This window comes from Clostridia bacterium, assembly GCA_017620395.1.
GTDB lineage: Bacteria > Bacillota > Clostridia > Oscillospirales > RGIG8002 > RGIG8002.
Genome location: JAFZQJ010000015.1, coordinates 22,053 through 44,657 on the forward strand (window position 1 = coordinate 22,053; position 22,605 = coordinate 44,657).

The 22,605-nt window shown below is 58.1% G+C and carries 18 protein-coding genes; 1 reads left to right on the forward strand and 17 read right to left on the reverse strand.

Annotation, left to right across the window (positions count from 1 at the left end; genetic code table 11):
• Window positions 1-35: 35 nt before the first annotated feature.
• The 16 genes from nadD to J5441_02910 form a co-directional block, all read right to left on the reverse strand.
• Complete coding sequence (gene nadD / locus J5441_02835) at window positions 36-1,229, reverse strand: nicotinate (nicotinamide) nucleotide adenylyltransferase (protein ID MBO4934089.1); 1,194 nt, start codon at window positions 1,227-1,229, stop codon at window positions 36-38.
• Window positions 1,222-1,509 (reverse strand): YhbY family RNA-binding protein, encoded by a 288-nt coding sequence (locus J5441_02840; GenBank protein ID MBO4934090.1) that lies wholly within the window; start codon window positions 1,507-1,509, stop codon window positions 1,222-1,224. Before J5441_02840 ends, nadD begins: the two co-directional genes overlap by 8 nt.
• Window positions 1,502-2,101 (reverse strand): RdgB/HAM1 family non-canonical purine NTP pyrophosphatase, encoded by a 600-nt coding sequence (gene rdgB / locus J5441_02845; protein ID MBO4934091.1) that lies wholly within the window; start codon window positions 2,099-2,101, stop codon window positions 1,502-1,504. Before rdgB ends, J5441_02840 begins: the two co-directional genes overlap by 8 nt.
• Window positions 2,098-3,009, reverse strand: coding sequence for a signal recognition particle-docking protein FtsY (ftsY, locus tag J5441_02850; GenBank protein ID MBO4934092.1), 912 nt, complete (start codon window positions 3,007-3,009; stop codon window positions 2,098-2,100). Before ftsY ends, rdgB begins: the two co-directional genes overlap by 4 nt.
• A complete protein-coding gene (gene smc, locus J5441_02855; protein ID MBO4934093.1) occupies window positions 3,010-6,600 on the reverse strand; it encodes a chromosome segregation protein SMC in 3,591 nt (1,196 codons plus the stop codon). It lies immediately after the preceding gene.
• A 43-nt stretch (window positions 6,601-6,643) separates the two neighbouring features.
• Window positions 6,644-7,642: a radical SAM protein gene (locus J5441_02860; GenBank protein MBO4934094.1), complete on the reverse strand. Its 999-nt coding sequence runs from the start codon at window positions 7,640-7,642 to the stop codon at window positions 6,644-6,646.
• The gene (rnc, locus tag J5441_02865; protein MBO4934095.1) at window positions 7,632-8,315 is read right to left on the reverse strand and encodes a ribonuclease III; all 684 of its coding nucleotides are present in this window, start codon (window positions 8,313-8,315) and stop codon (window positions 7,632-7,634) included. Before rnc ends, J5441_02860 begins: the two co-directional genes overlap by 11 nt.
• Before the next feature lie 10 nt (window positions 8,316-8,325).
• Window positions 8,326-9,324, reverse strand: coding sequence for a phosphate acyltransferase PlsX (plsX, locus tag J5441_02870; protein MBO4934096.1), 999 nt, complete (start codon window positions 9,322-9,324; stop codon window positions 8,326-8,328).
• A 16-nt stretch (window positions 9,325-9,340) separates the two neighbouring features.
• Window positions 9,341-10,645, reverse strand: a complete 1,305-nt coding sequence (gene trmFO / locus J5441_02875) for a methylenetetrahydrofolate--tRNA-(uracil(54)-C(5))-methyltransferase (FADH(2)-oxidizing) TrmFO (protein ID MBO4934097.1) — start codon at window positions 10,643-10,645, stop codon at window positions 9,341-9,343.
• The gene (gene topA / locus J5441_02880) at window positions 10,642-12,750 is read right to left on the reverse strand and encodes a type I DNA topoisomerase (GenBank protein ID MBO4934098.1); all 2,109 of its coding nucleotides are present in this window, start codon (window positions 12,748-12,750) and stop codon (window positions 10,642-10,644) included. The genes trmFO and topA overlap by 4 nt, the downstream gene beginning before the upstream one ends.
• A 60-nt stretch (window positions 12,751-12,810) precedes the next feature.
• Window positions 12,811-13,911 carry a DNA-processing protein DprA gene (gene dprA, locus J5441_02885; GenBank protein ID MBO4934099.1) on the reverse strand — a complete coding sequence of 367 codons (1,101 nt, stop codon included), beginning with the start codon at window positions 13,909-13,911 and terminating at the stop codon, window positions 12,811-12,813.
• Window positions 13,902-14,684, reverse strand: a complete 783-nt coding sequence (locus J5441_02890; GenBank protein ID MBO4934100.1) for an RNA methyltransferase — start codon at window positions 14,682-14,684, stop codon at window positions 13,902-13,904. The genes dprA and J5441_02890 overlap by 10 nt, the downstream gene beginning before the upstream one ends.
• A 65-nt stretch (window positions 14,685-14,749) precedes the next feature.
• On the reverse strand, window positions 14,750-15,097 hold the full coding sequence (rplT, locus tag J5441_02895) for a 50S ribosomal protein L20 (GenBank protein ID MBO4934101.1): 348 nt from the start codon (window positions 15,095-15,097) through the stop codon (window positions 14,750-14,752).
• 42 nt (window positions 15,098-15,139) lie between these two features.
• The gene (gene rpmI / locus J5441_02900) at window positions 15,140-15,337 is read right to left on the reverse strand and encodes a 50S ribosomal protein L35 (GenBank protein MBO4934102.1); all 198 of its coding nucleotides are present in this window, start codon (window positions 15,335-15,337) and stop codon (window positions 15,140-15,142) included.
• Window positions 15,338-15,354: 17 nt separating this feature from the next.
• Window positions 15,355-15,969, reverse strand: coding sequence for a translation initiation factor IF-3 (infC, locus tag J5441_02905; protein ID MBO4934103.1), 615 nt, complete (start codon window positions 15,967-15,969; stop codon window positions 15,355-15,357).
• Between the two features lie 150 nt (window positions 15,970-16,119).
• Window positions 16,120-16,635, reverse strand: a complete 516-nt coding sequence (locus tag J5441_02910; protein ID MBO4934104.1) for a hypothetical protein — start codon at window positions 16,633-16,635, stop codon at window positions 16,120-16,122.
• 782 nt (window positions 16,636-17,417) lie between these two features.
• Here J5441_02910 and J5441_02915 point away from each other — a divergent pair.
• Window positions 17,418-18,761: an SPFH domain-containing protein gene (locus J5441_02915; GenBank protein MBO4934105.1), complete on the forward strand. Its 1,344-nt coding sequence runs from the start codon at window positions 17,418-17,420 to the stop codon at window positions 18,759-18,761.
• A 133-nt stretch (window positions 18,762-18,894) separates the two neighbouring features.
• Here J5441_02915 and nifJ read toward each other — a convergent pair whose 3' ends face one another.
• On the reverse strand, window positions 18,895-22,434 hold the full coding sequence (gene nifJ, locus J5441_02920) for a pyruvate:ferredoxin (flavodoxin) oxidoreductase (protein ID MBO4934106.1): 3,540 nt from the start codon (window positions 22,432-22,434) through the stop codon (window positions 18,895-18,897).
• Window positions 22,435-22,605 lie beyond the last annotated feature (171 nt).

The window sequence follows — 22,605 nt, forward strand, 5'->3', positions numbered from 1 at the left end:
TTTCGAAGCTCGCGGCGGCTGCCGCATTAATACTTTCAGTTCTTTACCGCGTCTCTGAAAAACGCTATCGCCTCGGCGGTATACGGATGCAGATACGCGCCGCTTTTATCAACTTTTTCCTTCGTCTTTTCAAGTGAAATAAGCATCGCGAGGTCTATATCCTCGAACGCGGCGCGTCTGATCTCTTCAACGCCGTCAAAAACGCGCCCCTCTTCAATTCCGTCGGCGAGGAAGATAATCTTTTCCAATAAGCTCATTCCCGCTCTGCCGGTCGTGTGGTAACGTATCGCATTCAACAGGTCGCTATCGCTGATCAGGAATCTGTGCTCCGCATACGCGGACGCGGTGAACGCATGCGCCACCTTCGGACTTTTATCAAACTCTTCCGCCCCGATTATACCAAACTCACGCGCCATATTCAACTGTTCCTCGTGAGTTTTTCGTTTCGTAACGTCGTGAAGCAGCGCGGCGGCGCGCGCCTTATAAACGTCGGCGCCGTAATGTTCGGCAAGCGCGACGGCGGCCTTCTCAACGCGCAGGATGTGGTTGAAGCGCTTTTCCTCTACGAGCCGCTCGGATTCGCAGCGGTACAGTTTAAGACGGTATTCCTCCGAACGGTAAACGCCCGTCTCGTCAATAATGCCGCGCACCGCCTTCGGGATGAGCCCGCCGACGGGTTTATCCTCGGAGAGAGCGGAACGAAGAACGGTCGAGGACAGGTCGACGTTCGCGCCTTTTATGAAACGCGTTTCCGTGCCGAAATCGCGTTTCAGCCCTTCGGCGTAAGCGCGTATTTCCTTCGAGCTGTGTTCACGGTCGTAGACGCACGGCTCGCAGAGCGCCATAATCTCGGCTGCTTCCTTCCATTCGCGCAGCGTAAGGAACATATCCGCGCCGACGACAAGGAGAATATTGCGGTCCGGGTATTGCTTTTTCAGCTCGCGCAGCGTCTCAACGGTGTAGCTGACGCCGTCTTTTTTCAGTTCAAAGTCGGAAATCTCGACTTTTTCGTCCTTTGCGAACGCGGCGCGGAGCATCCGCAGACGCGCTTCACCGCCCGCGCCGTCCGTTTTATCTTTGTGCGGCGGGATACGGCACGGCATCACGATGAGCTTTTCCGGCTTCATCTGCCGCAGAAAAGCGTGCGCGACACGGACGTGCCCCTTGTGGACGGGGTCGAAAGAGCCGCCGTAAAGTCCGATATTCAGTTTTCCCCTCTTATCAGACAATTATTTTCGGCTCCTTTTTGCGTTTCCGGTAAAGGACGAAGCGCGTGCCGATGACCTGAACGACGTCCGAGCCGGTGCTTTCGGCGGCGAAGTCCGCCGCTTCACGCACGGTCACGGGCGCGGTCTCGAGCAGCTTGACCTTGATGAGCTCTCTCGCTTCAAGCGCTTCGTCGACGGCCTGAACGAAGTTCGCGCCGAGGCCGTCTTTTCCTATTATGACGACGGGATCAATCCCGTTCGCCATCGCGCGCAGCTTTGCGCGCTGACTGCTTTTAAGCATCGTTATCCTCCAGAATGGGTATCAGTTTCTCTTTCAGAAGCGCGAGCGAACGGCCTCTGTGACTGTATTTCGCTTTTTCCACGGGCGAGACCTCGCCGAAGCATTCGCCCGCCTCGGTGCAGAAGAATATCGGATCGTAACCGAAACCGTTGGTCCCGCGTTTTTCAAGGAGTATCTCGCCGGGGCATTCGCCGCGCGCCTGTATGACAGTCCCGTCGGGAGCGCAGTACGTCGCGACGCTCACGAAACGCGCGGCGCGGTCGGTCACTCCCTCGAGCTCGCCGAGAAGCTTATCCATCTTCTCGCCGTCCGAGGCGTCTTCACCGGCGTAGCGCGCGGAGTAGACGCCCGGTCTGCCGCCGAGCGCTTTCACCTCGAGGCCGGAATCGTCGGCGATGCACGGCAGGCCGGTTTCCTTTGAAAACGCGGACGCTTTGATGAGTGAGTTTTCCTCAAACGTCGCGCCGGTTTCCTCCGGCTCCAGCGTAAGCCCGAGCGACGCGGGAGTCACCAGCTCGACTCCGTATTCGCCGAGTAGCGCCTGCAGCTCCTTGAGCTTCTTTTTGTTGTTGCTTCCTATCAGTATTCTCATTCTTCTATCAGCGCTTTCGCGAACATTTCGGGGTCGAACGGCATCAGATCGTCGATCTGTTCGCCGACTCCGACGAACTTGACGGGCACTCCCGTTTCAAGCTTGACCGCGCAGACGATACCGCCCTTCGCGCTGCCATCAAGCTTCGTCAGCACGATGCCGGTAAGGTGCGTGACCTTTGAGAATTCTCGCGCCTGAATGAGCGCGTTCTGTCCCGTGGTCGCGTCGATGACGAGCAGGTTTTCCCTGTCGCAGCCGGGCGCCTCGCGTTCAATTATGCGCGACATCTTCTCCAGCTCGTCCATGAGGTTCTTTTTGTTGTGAAGGCGGCCGGCGGTATCGCAGATAACGATATCGCAGCCGTTGGCTTTCGCGTAGGTGAGCGTGTCGAAAACGACGGACGCGGGGTCCGAGCCCTCGGCGCGTTTCACGATCGCTGCGCCTGCGCGTTCCGCCCAGATCTCGAGCTGAGATACCGCGGCCGCGCGGAAGGTATCCGCCGCGCCGACGACGACCTTCTTGCCCTGCGCCGTGAACATGGCGGCTATCTTGCCTATCGAGGTCGTTTTGCCGACGCCGTTGACACCGATGACAAGTATGACGGACGGCTTGGTATCCGTCTTCAGCGCGATATGCTCATCCTGCATCATCTCTGTCATTATCTGCTTCAGCGCACCGGTAACGTCGGCGGGGTCTTTCAGCCCCTCCGCCTTTATCTTCGCGCGAAGCTCGGTCATAATGTGCTCCGTCGCGGGCATACCGAGATCGGACGTGATGAGTATTTCTTCCAGCTCTTCCATCAGGTCTTCGTCTATTCTCGTGAACGACTTGAGCATCGAGCCGATGCCCGAAAAGAGCGATTCCTTGGTCTTTTTCAGACCTTTTTTGAGTTTATCGAAAAATCCCATTTACTTGTGCTTCTCCTTGAGCTGTTTTTCAAGCTCTCTCATATCCAGCGAAACAACCTTCGATACGCCGGGTTCCTCCATCGTTATACCGTAGAGCACGTCCGCAACCTCCATAGTGCCGCGGCGATGGGTTATCACTACGAACTGAATGTCTTTCATCTGCGTGACGAACTCCGCGAACTTGCCAACGTTCGCCTCGTCAAGCGCGGTATCGATCTCGTCAAGCACACAGAATGGCGACGGATGGGCGCGGAGTATCGCGAAATAGATACAGATCGCGACGAGCGCCTGCTCGCCTCCGGACAGCGCGGAAAGGTTCTTGACGACCTTGCCGGGCGGCTGCGCCTTTATCTCGATGCCGGAATCAAGCGGCGAATCGGCGTTGCTCAGCTCCAGCGAAGCGTTGCCGCCGCCGAACATTTCCGTGAACACCTCGCCGAAGTTCTTGTTTATGACGGCGAACTGCTCGTTGAACATATCGCGCATCGATTCGGTGCATTCGCCGATGATGCCGAGCAGCTGTTTCTTTGATTCTTCACAGTCGCCGACCTGCTCGTCGAGGAATTCGTAACGCTCGGAAACCTCCGCGTACTCCTCGATCGCGCCGACGTTGACGTCGCCGAGAGCTTTGATGCCGCTCTTGATTTCGTTCAGGCGGCGCTGCGCCTTGCCGATCTCTTCGGGGCGCTTGCCTACGGCTTCCGCCTCATTGCGGGTAAGACCGTATTCCTCATAGAGTTTGTCAAGTATATTCTTGTATTCAACGTCGATATTCGCTCTCTTGCTCTCGAGCGTGGTCAGCTCGCGGATGACGCCGTCGCGCTCGGAAGAAACGCTGTCTTTGCGGTGGCGGAGCACGCTTATGCTCTGCTCGCGGCTCTCGCGTTCGGAAAGCATCGCGTCCGCCTTCGCGCGGTTTTCCTCGGCCTTTCTGCGCAGCTCGGCGATCTCGCCGCCGACGTCCTGCGCCTTACCCTGCGACTGAGCGGTGCGCTCGGCGATCTCGCGGAGCTCGCGCTCGTAGTTGTCTTTCGCGTTGTGCAGCTCGGCGATACGCGCCTTCGTGTCGTTTATACGGCTCTGCTGCGCGGAAGCGGTTATCTCCGCTTCGCTGACCTTGAGCTTCAGCTCGTTGACCTTGTCGGTCAGCTCGCGGCGGCGGCCGTCTATGCCGCTTCTGCCCTCGGTGAGCGAGGCGAGCTCGGCGCGAAGAGACTCGCTGTCCTTTTCGGCGGCGGCGATACCCTTCTTCGCGGCTTCGGCCTGCGCCTTCAGCTTCGCGGCGGTCGCGTCGCCGTTTTCGCGTTCGGACGCGATGTTGTCGAGCACCTGGCGCTCGGCTTCGAGCGCGGAGGCGTGGAGGTTTACCTCGCCTTCGGCTTTGAGTATATCTTCGCGCAGGGCGGTCTGCTCGGCGCGGAGCGCGTCGTATTCCGCCTGCGACGATGCGAGCGCGTTGCGCTGCTCCTCGGCAACGGCGGTGAGTTCGTCGGCGGTCTTCTTCGCAGTCAGAAGCTCTTTTTCCAGCTTCTCGATCTCGCCGCGGCGGGAAAGTATGCCGCTGTTTTTGCTCTGCGAGCCGCCGGTGAAGCTGCCGCCGGCGTTGATGAGCTGGCCGTCGAGCGTGACTATCCTGAATCTGTATCCGTATTTCTTGGCGATCTCCGTCCCTTTGTCGAGATCGGCGGCGACGACAGTGCCGCCGAGCAGGTAGGAAACGACGCCTTCGTATTGCTTGTCATAGTTGACAACGTCCGTGCCGTAACCGATGAATCCGGCGCATTTGTCAACCCCGGATTCGTTGAGCTTTCTCCCCTTGACGGAGGTCAGCGGGAGGAAGGTCGCTCTGCCGAGTCCCTCGCGCTTCAGAACGTCTATGGCGCGTTTCGCGGCTTCCTCGTCCTTGACGACGACGTTCTGGAGCCCTGCGCCGAGCGCGGTTTCGACCGCTACGGCGTACTTCTGCTCGACCTTTATAAGCTCCGCGACAGTGCCGATAACGCCCTTGAGGACGCCCGCTTTCGCGCGGTCGGCGACGCTCTTGACGCTGCCGGAGAAGCCTTCCATGTGCTTTTCCATATCGCGCAGGGTATCGGCGCGGTGCTTGAGCGTATCGCATCTGACGAGCGCCTGCTTCTGCTCTTCCTCGGTGCGCGCAAGCTTGGCGCGCTTCGCCTCGAGCAGCTTATCGAAGCCCATGCAGGAGTTGATATTTGCGCGGAGTTTCTTATTGCAGGTCTCCTTCTGCTCCGCGGCGGTCTCGTAACGCTTCTCGGCTTCGGCGAGTTTTTCTTTCGCTTCCGCTTCACGCTGAGCGAGCTGTTCCTCGCGCGGCTTCGCCTCGTCGAGCAGGCGCTCGCAGCCGCTGAGTTCGATGCGGAGGTCAGTGAGTTCGATCTCCTTCGCGGAAAGGCGGCTCTCGAGTTCGTTTATCTCGGCGCCCGCCTTCTCGTCGTCGCTGACGACTGAAGCGAGCTCGGCCAAAACGGTTTCTATCTGCGCGGAAACGCCGTCGCGGTCGGCGTATATCTCCTTCAGCTTGGCTTCCTGCTCGTCGACGGAGGCGAAGAGCTCCTTCGCACGCTCCTCGGCGGAGGCGATCTCGGATTTCAGCTTTTCGGACGCTTCGGCACTTTTCTCGGCGTCGTAGCTCAGCAGCGCCGCCTGCTCGCGCAGCTCGGAGGCCTTCTCGTCAAATGAAGTTGCTTCGCGGCGCAGAGTATCCATTTCCGCGGTGATGCGGTTCATATCGTTGAACGCGTCGTCGATCTGCTTGTCAAAATCCTCGTCGGACTTGATTATGCTGTCGTAACGCTCTCTGACGACGGCTATCTTGCCGTCGTAATCCGCGGTACTCTTCTTCGCCTTGTCCATCCAGACGAGCCAGAGCCCTATTTCAAGCTCCTTTTTCTCATCGCGGAAGGCGTTGTACTTTTTCGCTTTTTCCGCCTGCTCCTTGAGAGGCCCGATGCGCCCTTCGAGTTCGCTGATTATGTCACGCAGACGAACGAGGTTATCCTCGGTGCGCGCGAGCTTGCGCTCGGCGTCTTCTTTGCGGTAGCGGTATTTGGAGATACCGGCTGCCTCCTCGAATATCTCGCGGCGGTCGTCGCTCTTAGCGGCGACGATCTCGGCGATCCTGCCCTGCCCTATCAGCGAGTAGCCGTCTCTGCCGAGTCCGGTATCCATGAACAACTCGTAAACGTCCTTAAGGCGAACGAGCTTTTTATTTATCAGGTATTCGCTCTCGCCGGAACGGTAGTAGCGGCGGGTGACGTTGACTTCGTCGTCGTCTACGGCGAGCTCGCGTCCGGAGTTATCCAGCACCAGCGTGACCTCGGCGAACCCCTGCGGCTTGCGCATAGGCGCGCCGTTCGGACGGCGGGTCCCGTTGAATATGACGTCCTCCATCTTCACGCCGCGAAGGGATTTTGAGGACTGCTCGCCGAGCACCCAGCGGATCGCGTCAGAGACGTTGCTCTTGCCGCTTCCGTTGGGGCCGACTATCGCGGTTATGCCTTTACCGAAACCCATGTCGAGCCGTTCGGGGAAGGATTTGAAGCCCTGTATTTCGAGTTGTTTAAGCCTCATTATCTCACTTGGCCGCGTTGCGCGGCGCTCCCTTTCGTAGTCTTTATATTCGTCTTATCGTGCCCTCCGGAAACTCTCCGGAGACGTCCGTTTTCATCTTCACGCCGAATTCGCCGGCAAGGCGGGTAAAGTTCCTGCGGTTCTGCCCGACGAAAAGCGACACGCCGCCGCTTCCGCAGGATACCGCGTATTCGCCGCCTTTTTCGGGCGGGTTCGCCGCGAAAAAGCGGCGCATGTCGGCGTATTTCAGCTCGCCGTAGACGAGCTCGCCGAAGGCGGGATGCCACGCGCCCGCAACGACGTCGCTTTCGCAGCTTTCGGTGCGCTGCAGACCGAGGCGGATGATCTTCACTCCCGCTTCATCGAAGACGCGGACGAGCTTTACGCAGAGTTCAACGGCTTCGCCGACCGTCTGCGGACGGTATTCGCCCGACGCGTACATACGCGCGAGCGCGGTGTTTTTCAGCACTACGGTCGGATATATCCGCACGCATTCCGGTGCGAGTTTCACAATTTCGTTCGCGGTGAAAAGTGCGCCTTCGTCGTCATCGCCCGGCAGGCCGGTCATCATCTGCAAGCCGAGGCGTATATCCTTCGCTTTTATCAGCGCGGAGGCACGGCGCGTGTCGTCCGCGGTGTGCCCTCTGCCGCTTTTGAAAAGCACTTCGTCGCGCATGCTCTGTGCGCCGAGCTCGATTACCGTAACGCCCGCGGCTTTCAGCTCGCCGAGCACCTCTTCGTCGATACAGTCGGGACGGGTGGAAAGACGTATGCCCGAGAAACCGCCTTTATCGAGTTCTTCCCGCGCCGCATTAAGCAGCAAACGCATATATCCGCGCTCTATCGCAGTGAAGCTTCCGCCAAAGAAGGCAATCTCGGCGTTCTCCGCGCCGGCGTTTCTGACGCGACGTGCGGCGATATGCACGTCCTCCGGCGTCGCGGGAACGGTAACGCCCGCTATCGTGCGCTGGTTACAGAAGACGCAGTCGTTCGGGCAGCCGAGATGCGGCACGAACACCGCGGCTCTCGCTTCAGTTTTCATCGGAGTAATTTTTCAGTGCCTCGGCGGCCGCGCTCTGCTCGGCTTCCTTTTTGCTGGACGCCTCGCCGCGCCCCGCGAGCTTGCCGTTGACGTAAAGCTCTATACGGAAACGCTTGGCATGGTCGGGTCCGTCTTCGCCGGCGAGCACGTATTCGATACGGCTGCCCTTCTTGCGCTGGACGAGCTCCTGAAGCGCGGACTTCGCGTCCTCGCGTCTTATCTCGCGCTTGCGGAATCCCTCGGTAATGAAGGGCAGAACGAATTTCTTCGCCTCATCCATTCCGCCGTCTATGAAAATCGCCGCGATAAGCGCCTCGAACGCGTCGGAGGTCACGGACGGACGCGTTCTGCCGCCGGTCGCCTCCTCGCCGCTGTTAAGGAACAGCTCATCGCCGAGTTTTATCTGCGCGGCGTATTCCGCAAGCGCCTTCTCGTTGACGAGCGCGGCACGAACGCGGGTAAGCAATCCCTCGCGGCTGTCCGGCAACGCGGAATACAAAAACTCCGCAGTTATCACCGAAAGCACGGAATCGCCCAAAAACTCCAGGCGTTCGTTGCATTCCGCGCCCTTGTGCTCGTTCGAGTAAGATGAATGCGTGAGCGCTCTGAAGAGCAGACTCTCGTCTTTGAATTTATACCCTATTCTGTTTTGCAGATCGGTTTTGTCGCTGATATTCACGTTGTTATTCTGCCTCTTCTCCCGCCATGCTCTCTTCTATTATGCCGATAACGTTGTTCTTTTTATACAGCACCGCCTGCCTGACGGCGTTGCAGATCGCGAGCGCCTTGGAGCTGCCGTGCGCCTTGATAACGGGCTTCCTCATGCCCATCATAGGCGCTCCGCCGACGGTGGAGTAGTCCATCGCGCTGTTGACCGCGCGAAGTCCCTTTGAGATCATCAGCGCCGCGCCCTTGGTCATGAAGTTTTTGCCGAACATATCCTTCAGATAGTGCTTCGCCATGAAGCCCATGCCCTCGGTGACCTTCAGCACCACGTTGCCGGTGAAGCCGTCCGCGACGGCGACGTCGCAGCCGCCCATCGGGAGCTCCCTGCCCTCGATATTGCCGATGAAGTTATACTGCGCGGCTTTCATCATCTGATACGTTTCGCGGAGCAGGTCGGTACCCTTGTTCTCCTCGGTGCCGATATTGACGAGACCGACTCTGGGAGCGGGACGCCCCTCGACCTTTTCCATATAGACGCTGCCCATAAGGCCGAACTGCGTCAGCACTTCGGGGCTTACCTCTACCGTCGCGCCGCAGTCGAGCAGCAGGTAGTTGCCGCCGACGCAGGGAACGAGCGAGGCGAGCGCGGCTCTGCGGATGCCCTTTACGCGCTTTACGATAAGCGACGCGCCGAGCATCATCGCGCCGGTGTTTCCGGCGGAAACGTATGCGTCTCCGTCGCCTGCGGCGAGCATGCTCAACCCCTTGACGAGCGACGTCTCCATGCCCTCTTTGACCGCGAGAGCGGGATTGCCGTCCATCGGGAAAACCTCGTCCGCGTTCGCGATCTCGGCGCGTTTGCCGGAGATCTGGTTCTTCTCCAAAACGCGCTTTATTTCATCCTGCTTTCCGACGAGAATCACGTCGACGTCGAACTTCTCGGCTCCCATTACGGCGCCTTTGATTATTTCCAGAGGAGCGTTGTCCCCTCCAAACGCGTCGATTATTACTTTCATTCGTCTTTCCTCCCTATCAAATGTCGTTTTCGGAAATATATCGTTTCAGCGCCGCGGCCGATCTTTCGGAAAGCCGCCTGCGCTTTTCTTTTTTGTCTCTTATGTGCTCTTCCGTGTCCGGAAGTATGCCGAAGTTGATATTCATCGGCTGGAAATCGGCGTTTTCGGACGAAATATACGCCGTTAGCGCGCCGATGCCCGTTTCACGCGGGAACGGCGGGAGCGTTACGCCGTTCAGCCGCTTGAAGCACGCAATTCCCGCGACGAGTCCGCTCATCGCGGATTCGATGTAGCCCTCGACGCCTGTCATCTGCCCCGCGAAATATATGCGCGGATCGCTTCTCAGCGAAAAGTCGTAATCGAGCAGCCTCGGCGAATCGAGGTAGGTATTTCTGTGCATCACGCCGTAGCGGACGAATTCCGCGTTCGCGAGCGCGGGTATCATCGAGAAAACGCGCTTCTGCTCGCCGAATTTCAGGTTCGTCTGGAAGCCGACGAGGTTGTAAAGCGTGCCTTCCGCGTTATCCTGCCGCAGCTGGAGCACCGCGTAAGGGCGGCGTCCGGTCGCGGGATCGACGAGCCCGACGGGCTTGAGTATCCCGAAGCGGAGAGTGTCGGGGCCGCGCTTCGCGGCAATCTCGACGGGCATACAGCTCTCGAACACCTTGCACTCCTTCTCGAATTCGTGCAGCGGGGCGGTCTCTGCGGCGACGAGCTCGCGCCAGAACGCCTCGTATTCGTCTTTGGTAAGCGGGCAGTTGATGTAATCGTCGCCGCCCTTGCCGTAACGCGCGAGGCGGAAACTTTTGGAAGCGTCGACGCTTTCAGCGGTCACTATCGGCGAAGCCGCGTCGAAAAAGTGCAGTCCTTCCCCGCCGGTCAGCTCCTCGATCTTTCGCGCCATCGCGTCGCTCGTAAGCGGACCGGTGGCGATTATCACTTCGCCCTCCGGTATTTCAAGCGCTTCCTTGCGTACGACGGTTATATTGCCGCATTCGGATACCCGCTTCGTGACCTCGGCGGAAAAGGCGTCGCGGTCGACCGCCAGCGCTCCGCCCGCGGGAACGGAAGTAATGTCCGCGCAGGAAAGCACTATCGAGCCGAGCATACGCAGCTCCGTTTTCAGCATTCCGGAGGCGGTGGCGGGATCGTCGGATTTCAGCGAGTTCGAACAGACGAGCTCGGCGAAGTTTTCGCTCACGTGCGCGGGCGAAAACCGCTCCGGTTTCATCTCCCGAAGCTCGACTTCGACGCCGCGCCGCGCGAGATAATACGCCGCCTCATAGCCCGCAAGGCCGGCGCCTATGACGGTCGCTTTCACTTGTTGTCTTCCTTATCAGATCTGGAGCTCTTGTTGAGCTTTTCGTAGCCGCAGCCTTCCTTCAAACAATGCACGCCGACGCGGAATCTGAAGTTGCGCTTGACAAAAAGCGTGCTGCCGCATTTCGGGCAGGACTCCTTTGTCGGATCGTCCCACGTCATGAACTTGCATTCCGGGTAGTTGGAGCAGCCGTAGAACTTCGCGCCCTTCTTGCTCCTGCGCGCGACGATCTTGCCTCCGCACGCGGGGCATCTGCCTTCGGCGTCCTCGGTAAGAGGCTTGGTGTTGCGGCATTCCGGGAAACCCGGGCAGGCGAGGAACTTGCCGTTCCTGCCCATCTTGATTACCATGTTTCTGCCGCACTTGTCGCAGATAACGTCCGTAACCTCGTCCGGCACCTTGACGCGGGTATCGCCGAGCTTCTTCTCGGCGTCGGTCAGCTCGCCCTTGAAACCGTCGTAGAAGTCGGCGACGACCTCGTTCCAAACCTTTTCGCCGTCGGCGATCTCGTCGAGCTTCTCCTCCATGCCGGCGGTGAACTCGGTGCTGACTATATCGGAGAAGTTATCCTCCATCAGCTCCGTGACCGCCTCGCCGAGCGGAGTGGGCTCGAAGAACTTGCCGTCCTTGCGGATGTAGTCGCGCTTGCTGACGGTGCCGATTATAGCGGAATAGGTGCTCGGTCTGCCGATCTCTTTATCCTCAAGCTCCTTGATGAGGGTGTTTTCGGAATATCTCGCCGGAGGCTGCGTGAACTTCTGCTCGGGAATAAGCTTCACAAGCTCCGCGATCTCGCCCTCGGACATTTCGGGCAGCTTCTTGTTGTCCTCTTTGTCCTCCTTCGCTTCCATCCACACGGACATATAGCCCGGGAACTTGACGGTGAAACCGCTTGCCTTGAAAACGCTGTGGTTGGCGGTGATATCTATGCTGACGCTGTCGAGCAGCGCGTTTGTCATCTGGCAGGCGATGAAGCGTTCCCAGATGAGCTTGTAGAGGCGGTACTGGTCGGAGGAAAGACTGCTCTTTATCTCCGACGGCACGAGGTAGGGATCGGTGGGCCTTATCGCTTCGTGCGCGTCCTGGGCGCTCTTCTTGGTCTTGTATACCTTCGGCGAGGACGGCAGATACGCGGAGCCGAAACGCTCGCCGATGAAGTTTCTGGCGGAGTGTATGACCTCGTTGGAAAGGCGGAGCGAGTCGGTTCTCATATACGTTATCATACCGACGGTGCCGCGGCCGGCGATGCTTACGCCTTCATAAAGCTCCTGCGCGATGCGCATTGTGCGCTGCGAGGAGAAGTTGAGGCGCTTGGCGGCCTCCTGAAGCAGCGTTGAGGTCATAAACGGCGGCATCGGCGCACGGGATTTATCGACGTGCTTGATGGAAGCGACCTTAAACTCCGCACCCTTGACGTCCGCGAGGACGGCGTCGGCGTCGGCCTTGCACGAAAGATCCTTCTTCTTGCTGGCGGTGCCGTAATACTTGGCGGTAAACGGCTTTTTGCCCGCGGTGAGCAGGTCGGCGTCTATCGTCCAGTACTCCTCCGGCTCGAAGGCGCGAATCTCGCGCTCGCGGTCAACTATGAGCTTGACGACGACCGACTGCACTCTACCCGCTGAAAGGCCGGGCTTGACCTTCTTCCAGAGGAACGGACTGATCTTGTATCCGACGATACGGTCGAGAACGCGTCTCGCCTGCTGGGCGTTGACGAGGTCCATGTTTATGCTGCGGGCGTTGCCCATTCCCTCTTTAATGGCGGACTTGGTGATCTCGTTGAAGGTCACGCGTACGTCCTTGTCGGGATCGAGGTCCAGCAGAGTGGCGAGATGCCAGCTGATCGCTTCGCCTTCGCGGTCCGGGTCAGGCGCAAGATAGACCTTATCAGCGGTCTTCGCCAACTTCTTCAGATCGTTGATCACCTTCGCCTTGCCCCTGATGGAGATATACTCCGGAGCAAAACCGTTGTCTACGTCTATGGCAAAGCGGGATTGCGGCAGGTCACGGACGTGACCGACGGACGCGGCAATGGTATAGCCCTTGCCGAGGTATTTTTTGATGGTTGCCGCCTTGGTCGGCGACTCGACGATTACGAGTTTTGTCATATCTTCATCCTTCCTCCGGATCGCTCCGGCAAGCTCCTTGGAGCCGGGATTATTAACGTGTTAAAGCGAAAACTTCTTCATTGGGAGAGACTTGCATCTTCCCTTTATCTCGAGCATCGAAAGCGCGGAAAGCGCCTCCTGCACGCTCAGTCCTGTCTTGGCGAGGATTTCCTCAAGCGGCGCCGGCTCCGTCGCGAGCGCGGAAAGCAGCAGCTTCTCCCGCTCGTTCAGCTCCGCGTCGTCGGCGCGCTGCGGCGTTCCTTTTTTCTCCGGCTTCTTCCCTATCTGCGGGAAAAGCCGGACGTATTCCCTGACGATATCGTCGACGTCCGTCACGGCGACGGCGCCGTCTCTTATCAGTCTGTTGCTGCCTACGCTTTCGTAGGAATTGATGTTGCCCGGAACGGCGAAAACGTCTCTGCCGTATTCGAGCGCGTAGTTTGCGGTTATAAGCGCTCCGCTGTTTTCCGGCGCCTCGACGATGAGCGTTCCGACGGAGATGCCCGCCATTATGCGGTTCCGCAGCGGGAAATTGCCTTTGCCGATCTTGGCGGTCGGAGCGTATTCGGAGATCACCGTTCCGCGCTTCATCATCGCGCGGCGGAGCCCGAAGTTCTCGGCGGGATAGTTCTTCGCCAGTCCGCAGCCGAGCACGCCGACCGTGCTTCCGTCCGCGCGGACGGCGCCGGCGAGAGCGGCGGCGTCGATGCCTACCGCGAGTCCGCTGACGACGCAGAAGCCGCGCGCGGCGAGCTTGCCCGCCATAACGTAGGCGGCTTTGCGGCCGTATTCGGTGCAGTCGCGCGTTCCGACAATCGATATGAGCGGACGCGAGTCCGCGTCGAGCGGTTCGCCCTGCGCGTAAAGCAGCGCAGGCGGCGCGTATACGTTCGCAAGGCGCTCGGGATACTCATCCGAGGCGTACGGGATCAGGCGTATGGCGAGGCGTTCGCAGCGTTCGAGCGTATCTCCGGCGGATTTCAGGTCTTTATCGAGCAACGCTTTCAGCGCCTTCTCGTTCGTGACTCCGGCGGCGAGGTAGTCGTTTTTCTCCGCGGCGTAGACGGCTTCGCAGCCGCCGAAGGCCTTGAGGAGCGTATCCATCGTCCTCGTGGCGGGAGCTATCCTTTCGGAAAGCCAGATCGCAGACCTCACTTCCATCCGGATACCTCCCACATCAGTATGCCCCCCGCGACGGCGGCGTTGAGGGACTCCGTCCCCTGCGCCATCGGGATACGGACAGCTTCGTCGCACGCCGCGACGGTTTCGCCGTCGAGCCCGTTGCCCTCGTTGCCGATCAGAAGCAGCAGCTTATCCGCGAAGCCGACGCTTCCGAGCGAAACGGCGTCCGCGTTCAGCGCGGCGGCGTAAGCTTTGAAGCCCGCTCCGCGCATTTCGCGCACGAAGCCGCGAAGGTCGGCGACCGACACCACGGGAAGTCTGAACGTCGCGCCCATCGCGCCGCGCAGCGCCTTGACGGAATAAACGTCGGCGCAGTCGGCGGAAAGGACGACGCCGTCGAAGCCGAACGCGGACGCGCTTCTGATGAGCGCGCCGACGTTGCCGGGCTCCTGCACCCGCTCGAGGCAGAGGTATCTGCGGCCGTCTTTCGGCAAACCCGAAGATTTATACGCAAAAACCGCCGTAATGTCCTGCGGCGTTTTGCTTTCTGTTATTTTGTTCATTATCGGCTGCGTCACCGCGTAGACGGTGCCGCTGACCGACGGAAAAAGCGCCTCGTACGCGCCGAGCGCGTCCTTGAGCACGAACAGCTCGAGCAGTTCGCAGCCGCCCGCAAGCGCCTCTTCCACGAGCTTTCTGCCCTCTGCGACGAAGGCGCGGGCTTCGTCCCTTGCCTTCTTCGACGATGACAGCTTAGCGATGGATTTGACCGCCTCGTTGCCCGGGGCGGTCACGGTCAGAAGCTTCTTCAACCGTTTCACCCCGCTGATTCGCGACGTTCTTTTCTGTGCTGAAAAATGCCGAAAAGGCTTCGAAATTACTTCGAAACCTTTTCAATCAGCGCGGAAAAGCCTTCTTTATCGCTTATGGCCATTTCGGAAAGCATCTTTCTGTTCAGCTCGACGCCGGCCTTCTTGAGATTGTTCATAAACGTGGAATAATTGGTGCCGTTCGCTCTGCAGGCGGCGGAAATACGCGCGATCCAAAGCTGACGGAAATTGCGCTTCTTCTGCTTTCTGCCTATATATGCGTAAACGAGTGACTTTGTGACTGCCTGATTAGCTGTTTTGAAAAGCTTGGATTTCGCGCCTCTGTAACCCTTCGCGAGCTTCAGGATCTTTCTCCTTCTTTTTCTGGTGGTTACTGCGCCCTTAACTCTTGCCATTGTAAACTCTCCTTTATTGTTCGGCGGTTACGCCTTTGTTTCTTATTTGTAAGGCATCATTTTTCTGAGGTTGGCTTCGTTCGCGGGTGTCGCGATCGTGGGCTTCCTCAGGTTTCTCTTCCTCTTGGTCGACTTCTTGTTCAGAATGTGCGACTTGTAGGCGTGGAACATCTTGACCTTACCGTTCTTCGTAACCTTAAAGCGTTTCGCCGCTCCTCTGTGCGTCTTGATCTTAGGCATGGTAATTCTCCTTTATGTTAGTTTTGTTCTGACTCCTGTGGTTTCTTTGCCTTTTCGGGCTTGACGGGCTTGGGGGTAAGGAACATCATCATGTTGCGCCCCTCGAGCTTCGGCGCGCGGTCGACCGACGCCAGCTCGGAAAGGTTCGCAGCGAAGCGTTCCATACGCTCCTGCCCCAGCGCGGTATGCGCCATCTCGCGGCCGCGGAAGCGGATCGAGACCTTGAGCTTGTTTCCGGCGGAGAGGAACTTCTTCGCCTGATTGAGCTTGGTGTCGAAATCGTGCACGTCGATGTTGTACGACAGACGGATCTCTTTCAACTCGATGGTCTTCTGGTTCTTGCGCTGATCCTTTTCTTTTTTGGCCTGCTCGAACTTATACTTGCCGTAGTTCATAATGCGGCAGACGGGCGGAGCCGCGTTCGGGGCGATCATAACGAGATCGAGCCCTTTGCCGACCGCGATATCCAGGGCCTCCCTGCTCGACATGATGCCGAGCTGCGTTCCGTCGGAATCGACAACGCGGAGTTCAGCCGCTCTTATCTGCTCGTTCAAAAGCATCTCCTTTGCGATATCAAACACCTCCAGTATAAAACAAACCTTGCGCAAAACAGCCGTCTGCACAAGGTCCATCTCTGATATGGTCCGTATGGCCGCCGCGAATCGTGTCACGGCCGGCGAGAACTTCCGGCGGTTCTGCTTTCCGGAACGGTCGCCCGTTCCTTTACCCGACTATTATATCATCCGTTTCGGTTTTGTCAAGCGTTTTTTGAAAATATTTTCTCATCTGAGACCGACGGCTCTGCGGAGTATCGCGAGCGCGTCGGCTATCGTAAGCTCATTGTACTCCTCTTCTCCTTCGTCGCAGGCGTAAGACGCCACGAGGCGCCCGATGAAATCAGGATTCTCCGGGTTGCGTATCCAGCAGACGTTGAGATAAGGATCCTCGACCACGTCTTCGCCGGTAATGTTTTTCGGCAGGTCGTATTCAAACACGTACATACGCAACGCAAGCAGTGCGTCGGAAACCGTCACTTCCCCGTCGTCGTCCACGTCGCACGGGAGGAAGGTTCTTATGCGCTGTACGCCTCTCGACGTCCAGTAACACCGGTGCTCCCATATAGCAACCTTAATATCCGCAACACCTTTTGACTTTGCCTCGATTTCAGCCGAATACATATAACCCGGCATATACGGCGACACCTCGGAAGTTACATATACGTCCTTTTCCGAAAAATCGTAATCAAGATACACTTCGTACTTATCATACCAGTCGGAGCAGGCATCCTCATCTTCCATCGGATCAGTGTCGTAATCCGATGGCCACTTTTGCTTGTGAGCAGACGTGAAATCAACGACGTCGGATCGAGTTGATCTCCAAAGCGTAAAGATAGCAACGTGCCCCTCAACTCTCGTGAAAGAAAAATCCATAGGGTTCCAAGACGTAGGCAAAACCATCGGATTATTTATTCTCAATTCAATACTGTCACCTATCGGAAGATAAATGATATCACGTTCAGACTCAAAAGAAATCTTCGGATAATCATTATTGACCGCAGCGACATGTGCGGGAGCCAAAAACAGCAGAACCACCACTATTATCGAGGTTATAATCAGGCCGATACTTTTTCTCACTTCACTCAACCTCCTCTATCCATTAGGTATCATCAAGAAAAAACGACGGGATAATCATAGTATAACTCAGGCGGAACTGAAGTAAATACATATGTTGGTGAAATAGCGGCCTCAAGAACAAATAATACAACAAAAATAGAAACCGTCATTAATACCTTTTTTTATCATAATAGTCCGCGCCCCTTATTCCATCTTTTTATTCATAAAATATCATAACATAACAAAATATGATATGTCAAATATTATTTTGGTTTATTAGCATAGTTTAATCTTAAGTGTCTTTTAGACAATAAAAGGAATTACTACCACCCATATGCCCGCATCTGTTTTTTTATCAAACCACTTGACGAAATATACGCGCGGAGTTATAATATATATCGTATATAGGCGGCTGACCGCCGAATAAAGAAAAGCAATACCAAAATATCATAAAGGGAGATGTTACAATGGGACTTATTAAAGCGGGCCTCGGCGCCCTGGGCGGAGTTCTCGCCGATCAGTGGAAGGAATTCTTCTACTGCGAAGCTCTGCCGGAGAACGTCCTCGTCACCAAGGGACAGAAGGTCGTCAACGGCAAGCGCAGCAGCAACACCAAAGGCAGCGACAACATCATTTCCAACGGCTCGAAGATTGCCGTCAACGAGGGTCAGTTCATGATCATCGTCGATCAGGGCAAGGTCGTTGAGTTCTCCGGCGAGCCCGGCGAATTCATCTACGACTCCTCCACCGAGCCCAGCCTCTTCGCCGGCAAGTTCGGAACCTCGCTGAAGGAGACCTTCAAGCTCATCGGCAAGCGTTTCGCCATGGGCGGCGACACCGGCCACGACCAGCGCATCTACTTCTTCAACACGAAGGAGATCATGGGCAACAAGTTCGGCACTCCGAACCCCATCATGTTCGACGTCGTCAACAAGGACATCAACATGAGAAGGACCGTTCAGGTCAGATGCAACGGCGTGTATTCCTACACGATCACCAACCCGCTCGTCTTCTACTCCAGAGTCTGCGGCAACGTTGAGAGCGACTACACCAGAGACCGCATCGACCAGCAGCTGAAGACCGAGTTCATCGACGCGCTGACTCCGGCGCTCGCCTCGATGTCCGACCTCGGACTGCGTCCGGCGCAGCTCCCCGCGAAGTCGGTCGAGCTGAAGACCGCGATGAACCAGGCGCTCCAGAACGAATGGGTGGACGCCCGCGGCATCACGGTTGAAAAGATCGCGCTGAATCCGATTACCCTCACCGAAGAGGATATGAAGAAGATCAACGAGATGGAAGACGCCGCGACCATGGGCTCCAACGCCTTCATGATGGCCGGACGTATGACTAACGCCACCGCTACCGCGATGGAGAACGCCGCGAACAACCCGAACGGCGCCTTCACCGGCTTCCTCGGCATGAACATGGCGGGCGGCGCCGGCGGAAACGGCGGCGGATTCGCCGCGGCTCAGAACTTCTATGCCGCCGGCGTTCAGCAGCAGCAACAGCAGATGGCTCAGCAGCAGGCGCAGCAGGCCGCGGACGCGTGGAAGTGCGAGTGCGGCGCGGAGAACACCGCGAAGTTCTGCTCGAACTGCGGCAAGCCGAAGCCGGCTCCCGTCCAGGGCTGGACCTGCGAATGCGGCGCCGTCAATCAGGGCAAGTTCTGCGCCGAGTGCGGCAAGCCGAAGCCGGCCGGAGCGAAGCTCTATAAGTGCGACAAGTGCGGCTGGACCCCCGCGGATCCGGAGCATCCGCCGAAGTTCTGCCCCGAGTGCGGCGATATCTTCGACGACAAAGACGCGCAGTAATAAACAGCGCGCAAACGCGAACATATCAAAAGGAGCGTTCCCGACCGGGAGCGCTCCTTTCTTAATATAATGATAGTTAAAACAGCCCGACGGAAATCTCCGCCGGGCTGTTCCGTTTGCGCTTCCGCAATGATTATTCGTACAGCTCCTTGAGCTTGAGGAGGTGCTGATACTTCTTCGCGGCGTTTTCCTTCGCCTTGTTGAAGAGCTCTTCCGCTCTCTCGGGCGACGCCTGCATGAGGCGGGTGTATCTGGTCTCGTTCTTGATGAACTCGATGTAGTCCGCGGTCGGCTCCTTGCTGTCCAGCGTGAAGGGGTTCTTGCCCTCCGCCTTCAGCGCGGGGTTGAAGCGGAACATCTGCCAGTAACCGGCCTCGACGGCCTTCTTCATCTCGGACTGGCTGTTGGTCATGCCGCCCTTGACGCCGTGCATTTCGCAGGGCGAGTAGCCGATGATGAGGGACGGACCCGGATAGGCTTCCGCTTCCTGCAGCGCCTTAATGGTCTGGTTCATGTCGGCGCCCATCGCGATCTGCGCGACGTAGACGTAGCCGTAGGACATCGCGATCTGCGCGAGGTCCTTCTTGCCGATCGCCTTGCCGGCCGCGGCAAACTGCGCCACCTGACCGATCTGGCTGGCCTTGGAGGCCTGACCGCCGGTGTTGGAGTAGACTTCGGTATCGAAGACCATGACGTTCACGTCTTCGCCGGAGGCGAGAACGTGGTCGAGGCCGCCGAAGCCGATGTCGTAAGCCCAGCCGTCGCCGCCGAAGATCCATACGGACTTCTTGGAGAGGTAATCCTTCTCGGCGAGGATCTTCCTGCCGAGCTCGCAGTCGCACTTCTCGAGCATTTCGACGAGCGCCTTCGCGGCGGCGTCGTTGGCCTTGCCGTCGTTGACGGTCTCGAGGTAGCGGTCGATGACCGCTTTCTTATCGGCGTCTTCGACCTTCTCGGCGAGCTCCTTGACGTAGCCGATGAGGCGCAGTCTGATGGTCTTCTGGCCGAGGTACATTCCGAGGCCGTGCTCGGCGTTGTCTTCGAAGAGGCTGTTCGCCCACGCCGGTCCCCTGCCGCTGTCGCGGTTGACGGTGTAAGGCGTGGCGGGCGCGGAGCCGCCCCAGATGGAGGAGCAGCCGGTCGCGTTGGAGATATACATTCTCTCACCGAAAAGCTGGGTGATGAGGCGCGCGTAGGAGGTTTCGGCGCAGCCGGCGCAGGAGCCGGAGAACTCAAGCAGCGGCTGATTGAACTGGCTGCCTTTGACGGTCGTGTCGGCGAAGGGGGTCTCCTTCTTCGTCACGTTCGCGACGGCGTAGTCGAACGCAGCCTGCTGTTCCTTCTGGCTCTCCTGCGGGACCATCTTAAGCGCTTTTTCCTTCGCGGGGCAGATGTTGACGCAGAGTCCGCAGCCCATGCAGTCGAGCGGGCTGACGCTCATGGTGAAGACGTAGTCCTCGCAGCCCTTGCCCTTCATCTGCGCGGTCTTCGTGGAGGCGGGAGCCGCGGCGGCTTCCTCCTTGCTCATCGCGAAGGGGCGGATGGTGGCGTGCGGACAGACGTAGGCGCACTGGTTGCACTGCAGGCAGTTCTCGGGGATCCACTCGGGGACGTCCACCGCAACGCCGCGCTTCTCGTAAGCGGCGGCTCCCTGCGGGAAGGTGCCGTCGACGTGAGGCACGAACTTGGATACCGGCAGGCTGTCGCCGTTCATCTTGGAGACCGGAACGACGATGTCCTTGACGAACTTGACCAGCTCGGGGCGCTTGCCTTCGATGGCGACTTCCTGCGGCTTGACCTCGATGGTCTTCCAGCTCTCGGGAACGTCGACCTTGACGATGGCGTCGACGCCGGCGTCGATGGCCTTATAGTTCATTTCGACGACCGCTTCGCCCTTCTTCATATAGGACTTCTTGGCCGCTTCCTTCATGAAGGTGACCGCCTCGTCGATGGGCATGATGTTCGCGAGCGCGAAGAACGCGGACTGCAGGATCGTGTTGGTGCGCTTGCCCATACCGATCTCTCTCGCCTTGTCGATGGCGTTGACGGTGTAGAAGTGGATGCCGTTCTCGGCGATGTAGCGCTTCGCCTCGGCGGGCAGATGCGTTTCGATCTCTTCGGGAGTCCACTGGCAGTTCAGCAGGAAGATTCCGCCGGGCTTGACGTCGTTGACGATCTTGTAGCCCTTGATCATGTAGGACGGGTTGTGGCAGGCGACGAAGTTCGCCTTAGTGATGTAGTAAGGAGACTTGATGGGGCTGTCGCCGAAACGCAGGTGCGAGATCGTGACGCCGCCGGTCTTCTTGGAGTCGTACTGGAAGTACGCCTGGATGTATTTATCGGTGTGGTCGCCGATGATCTTGATGGAGTTCTTGTTCGCGCCGACGGTGCCGTCGCCGCCGAGGCCCCAGAACTTGCAGGAGATAGTGCCGGGCGCGGCGGTGTCGGGCGCAGGCTTCTCCTCGAGGGAGAGGCCGGTCACGTCGTCGACGATGCCGACGGTGAAGCTGTGCTTCGGCTTGTCGGCCTTGAGGTTCTCATATACAGCGAAGACGCTGGACGGAGGAGTATCCTTCGAGCCGAGGCCGTAGCGGCCGCCGACGACCTTGCCGGTGTAGCCGTTCATGTTAAGCGCGGCTACGACGTCGAGGTAAAGCGGCTCGCCGAGGGAGCCGGGCTCCTTCGTGCGGTCCATGACGGCGATCGCCTTGACGGTCTTCGGGATGGCGGCGAAGAACTTGTCCGCGACGAAGGGTCTGTAAAGGCGGACCTTCACGAGGCCAACCTTCTCGCCCTGCGCGAGCATATAGTCGATGACTTCTTCGGCGACGTCGCAGAAGGAGCCCATCGCGACGATGACTCTCTCCGCGTCCGGAGCGCCGTAGTAGTTGAAGAGCTTATAGTCGGTGCCGATCTTGGCGTTGACCTTGTTCATATACTCCTCGACGACGGCGGGGAGCTCCTGATAATACTTGTTGCACGCCTCTCTGTGCTGGAAGAAGATGTCGCCGTTTTCGGCGGAGCCGCGGAGCACGGGGTGCTCGGGGTTGATAGAGCGGGCGCGGAACTCCGCAATCGCATCCTTATCAATCATCTCTTCGAGGTCGGCGTAATCCCAGACTTCGATCTTCTGGATCTCGTGGGAGGTGCGGAAACCGTCAAAGAAGTTGATGAACGGCACTCTGCCCTTGATGGTGGAAAGGTGCGCAACGGCGCCGAGGTCCATGACCTCCTGCGGGTTGCTCTCGGCGAGCATCGCGTAGCCGGTCTGGCGGCAGGCGTAGATGTCGGAGTGGTCGCCGAAGATGTTCAGCGCGTGAGAAGCGACGCAGCGCGCGGAAACGTGGATAACGTTCGGCAGCAGCTCGCCCGCGATCTTATACATATTCGGGATCATGAGCAGAAGTCCCTGCGAAGCGGTGTAGGTCGTGGTGAGCGCGCCCGCCGCGAGGCTTCCGTGAACCGTACCGGCGGCGCCGGCTTCGGACTGCATCTCCATAACCTTGACCTTGTCGCCGAAGATGTTCTTCAGCCCGCCGGCCGACCAGGAATCAGTCAGCTCCGCCATAACGCTCGAGGGCGTTATCGGGTAGATCGCGGCTACTTCCGTGAACGCGTAACTGACGTGCGCGGCCGCGGTGTTGCCGTCCATGGATTTTCTTTGTCTTGCCATTTTTCTTCCTCCGTTTTTGATTAAAGTAGTGTGCTAAACATACAAAAAGTATTTTAGCACTCTTTCTTCTCCGTGTAAATGCTTTTTGTAAAAAATCCGGGAAAATATTTTCCTGTTAAAAAGTCGCGGCGTTTTTTGTGTTTTTTACACAAAAGTATTTACTTTTTTTAG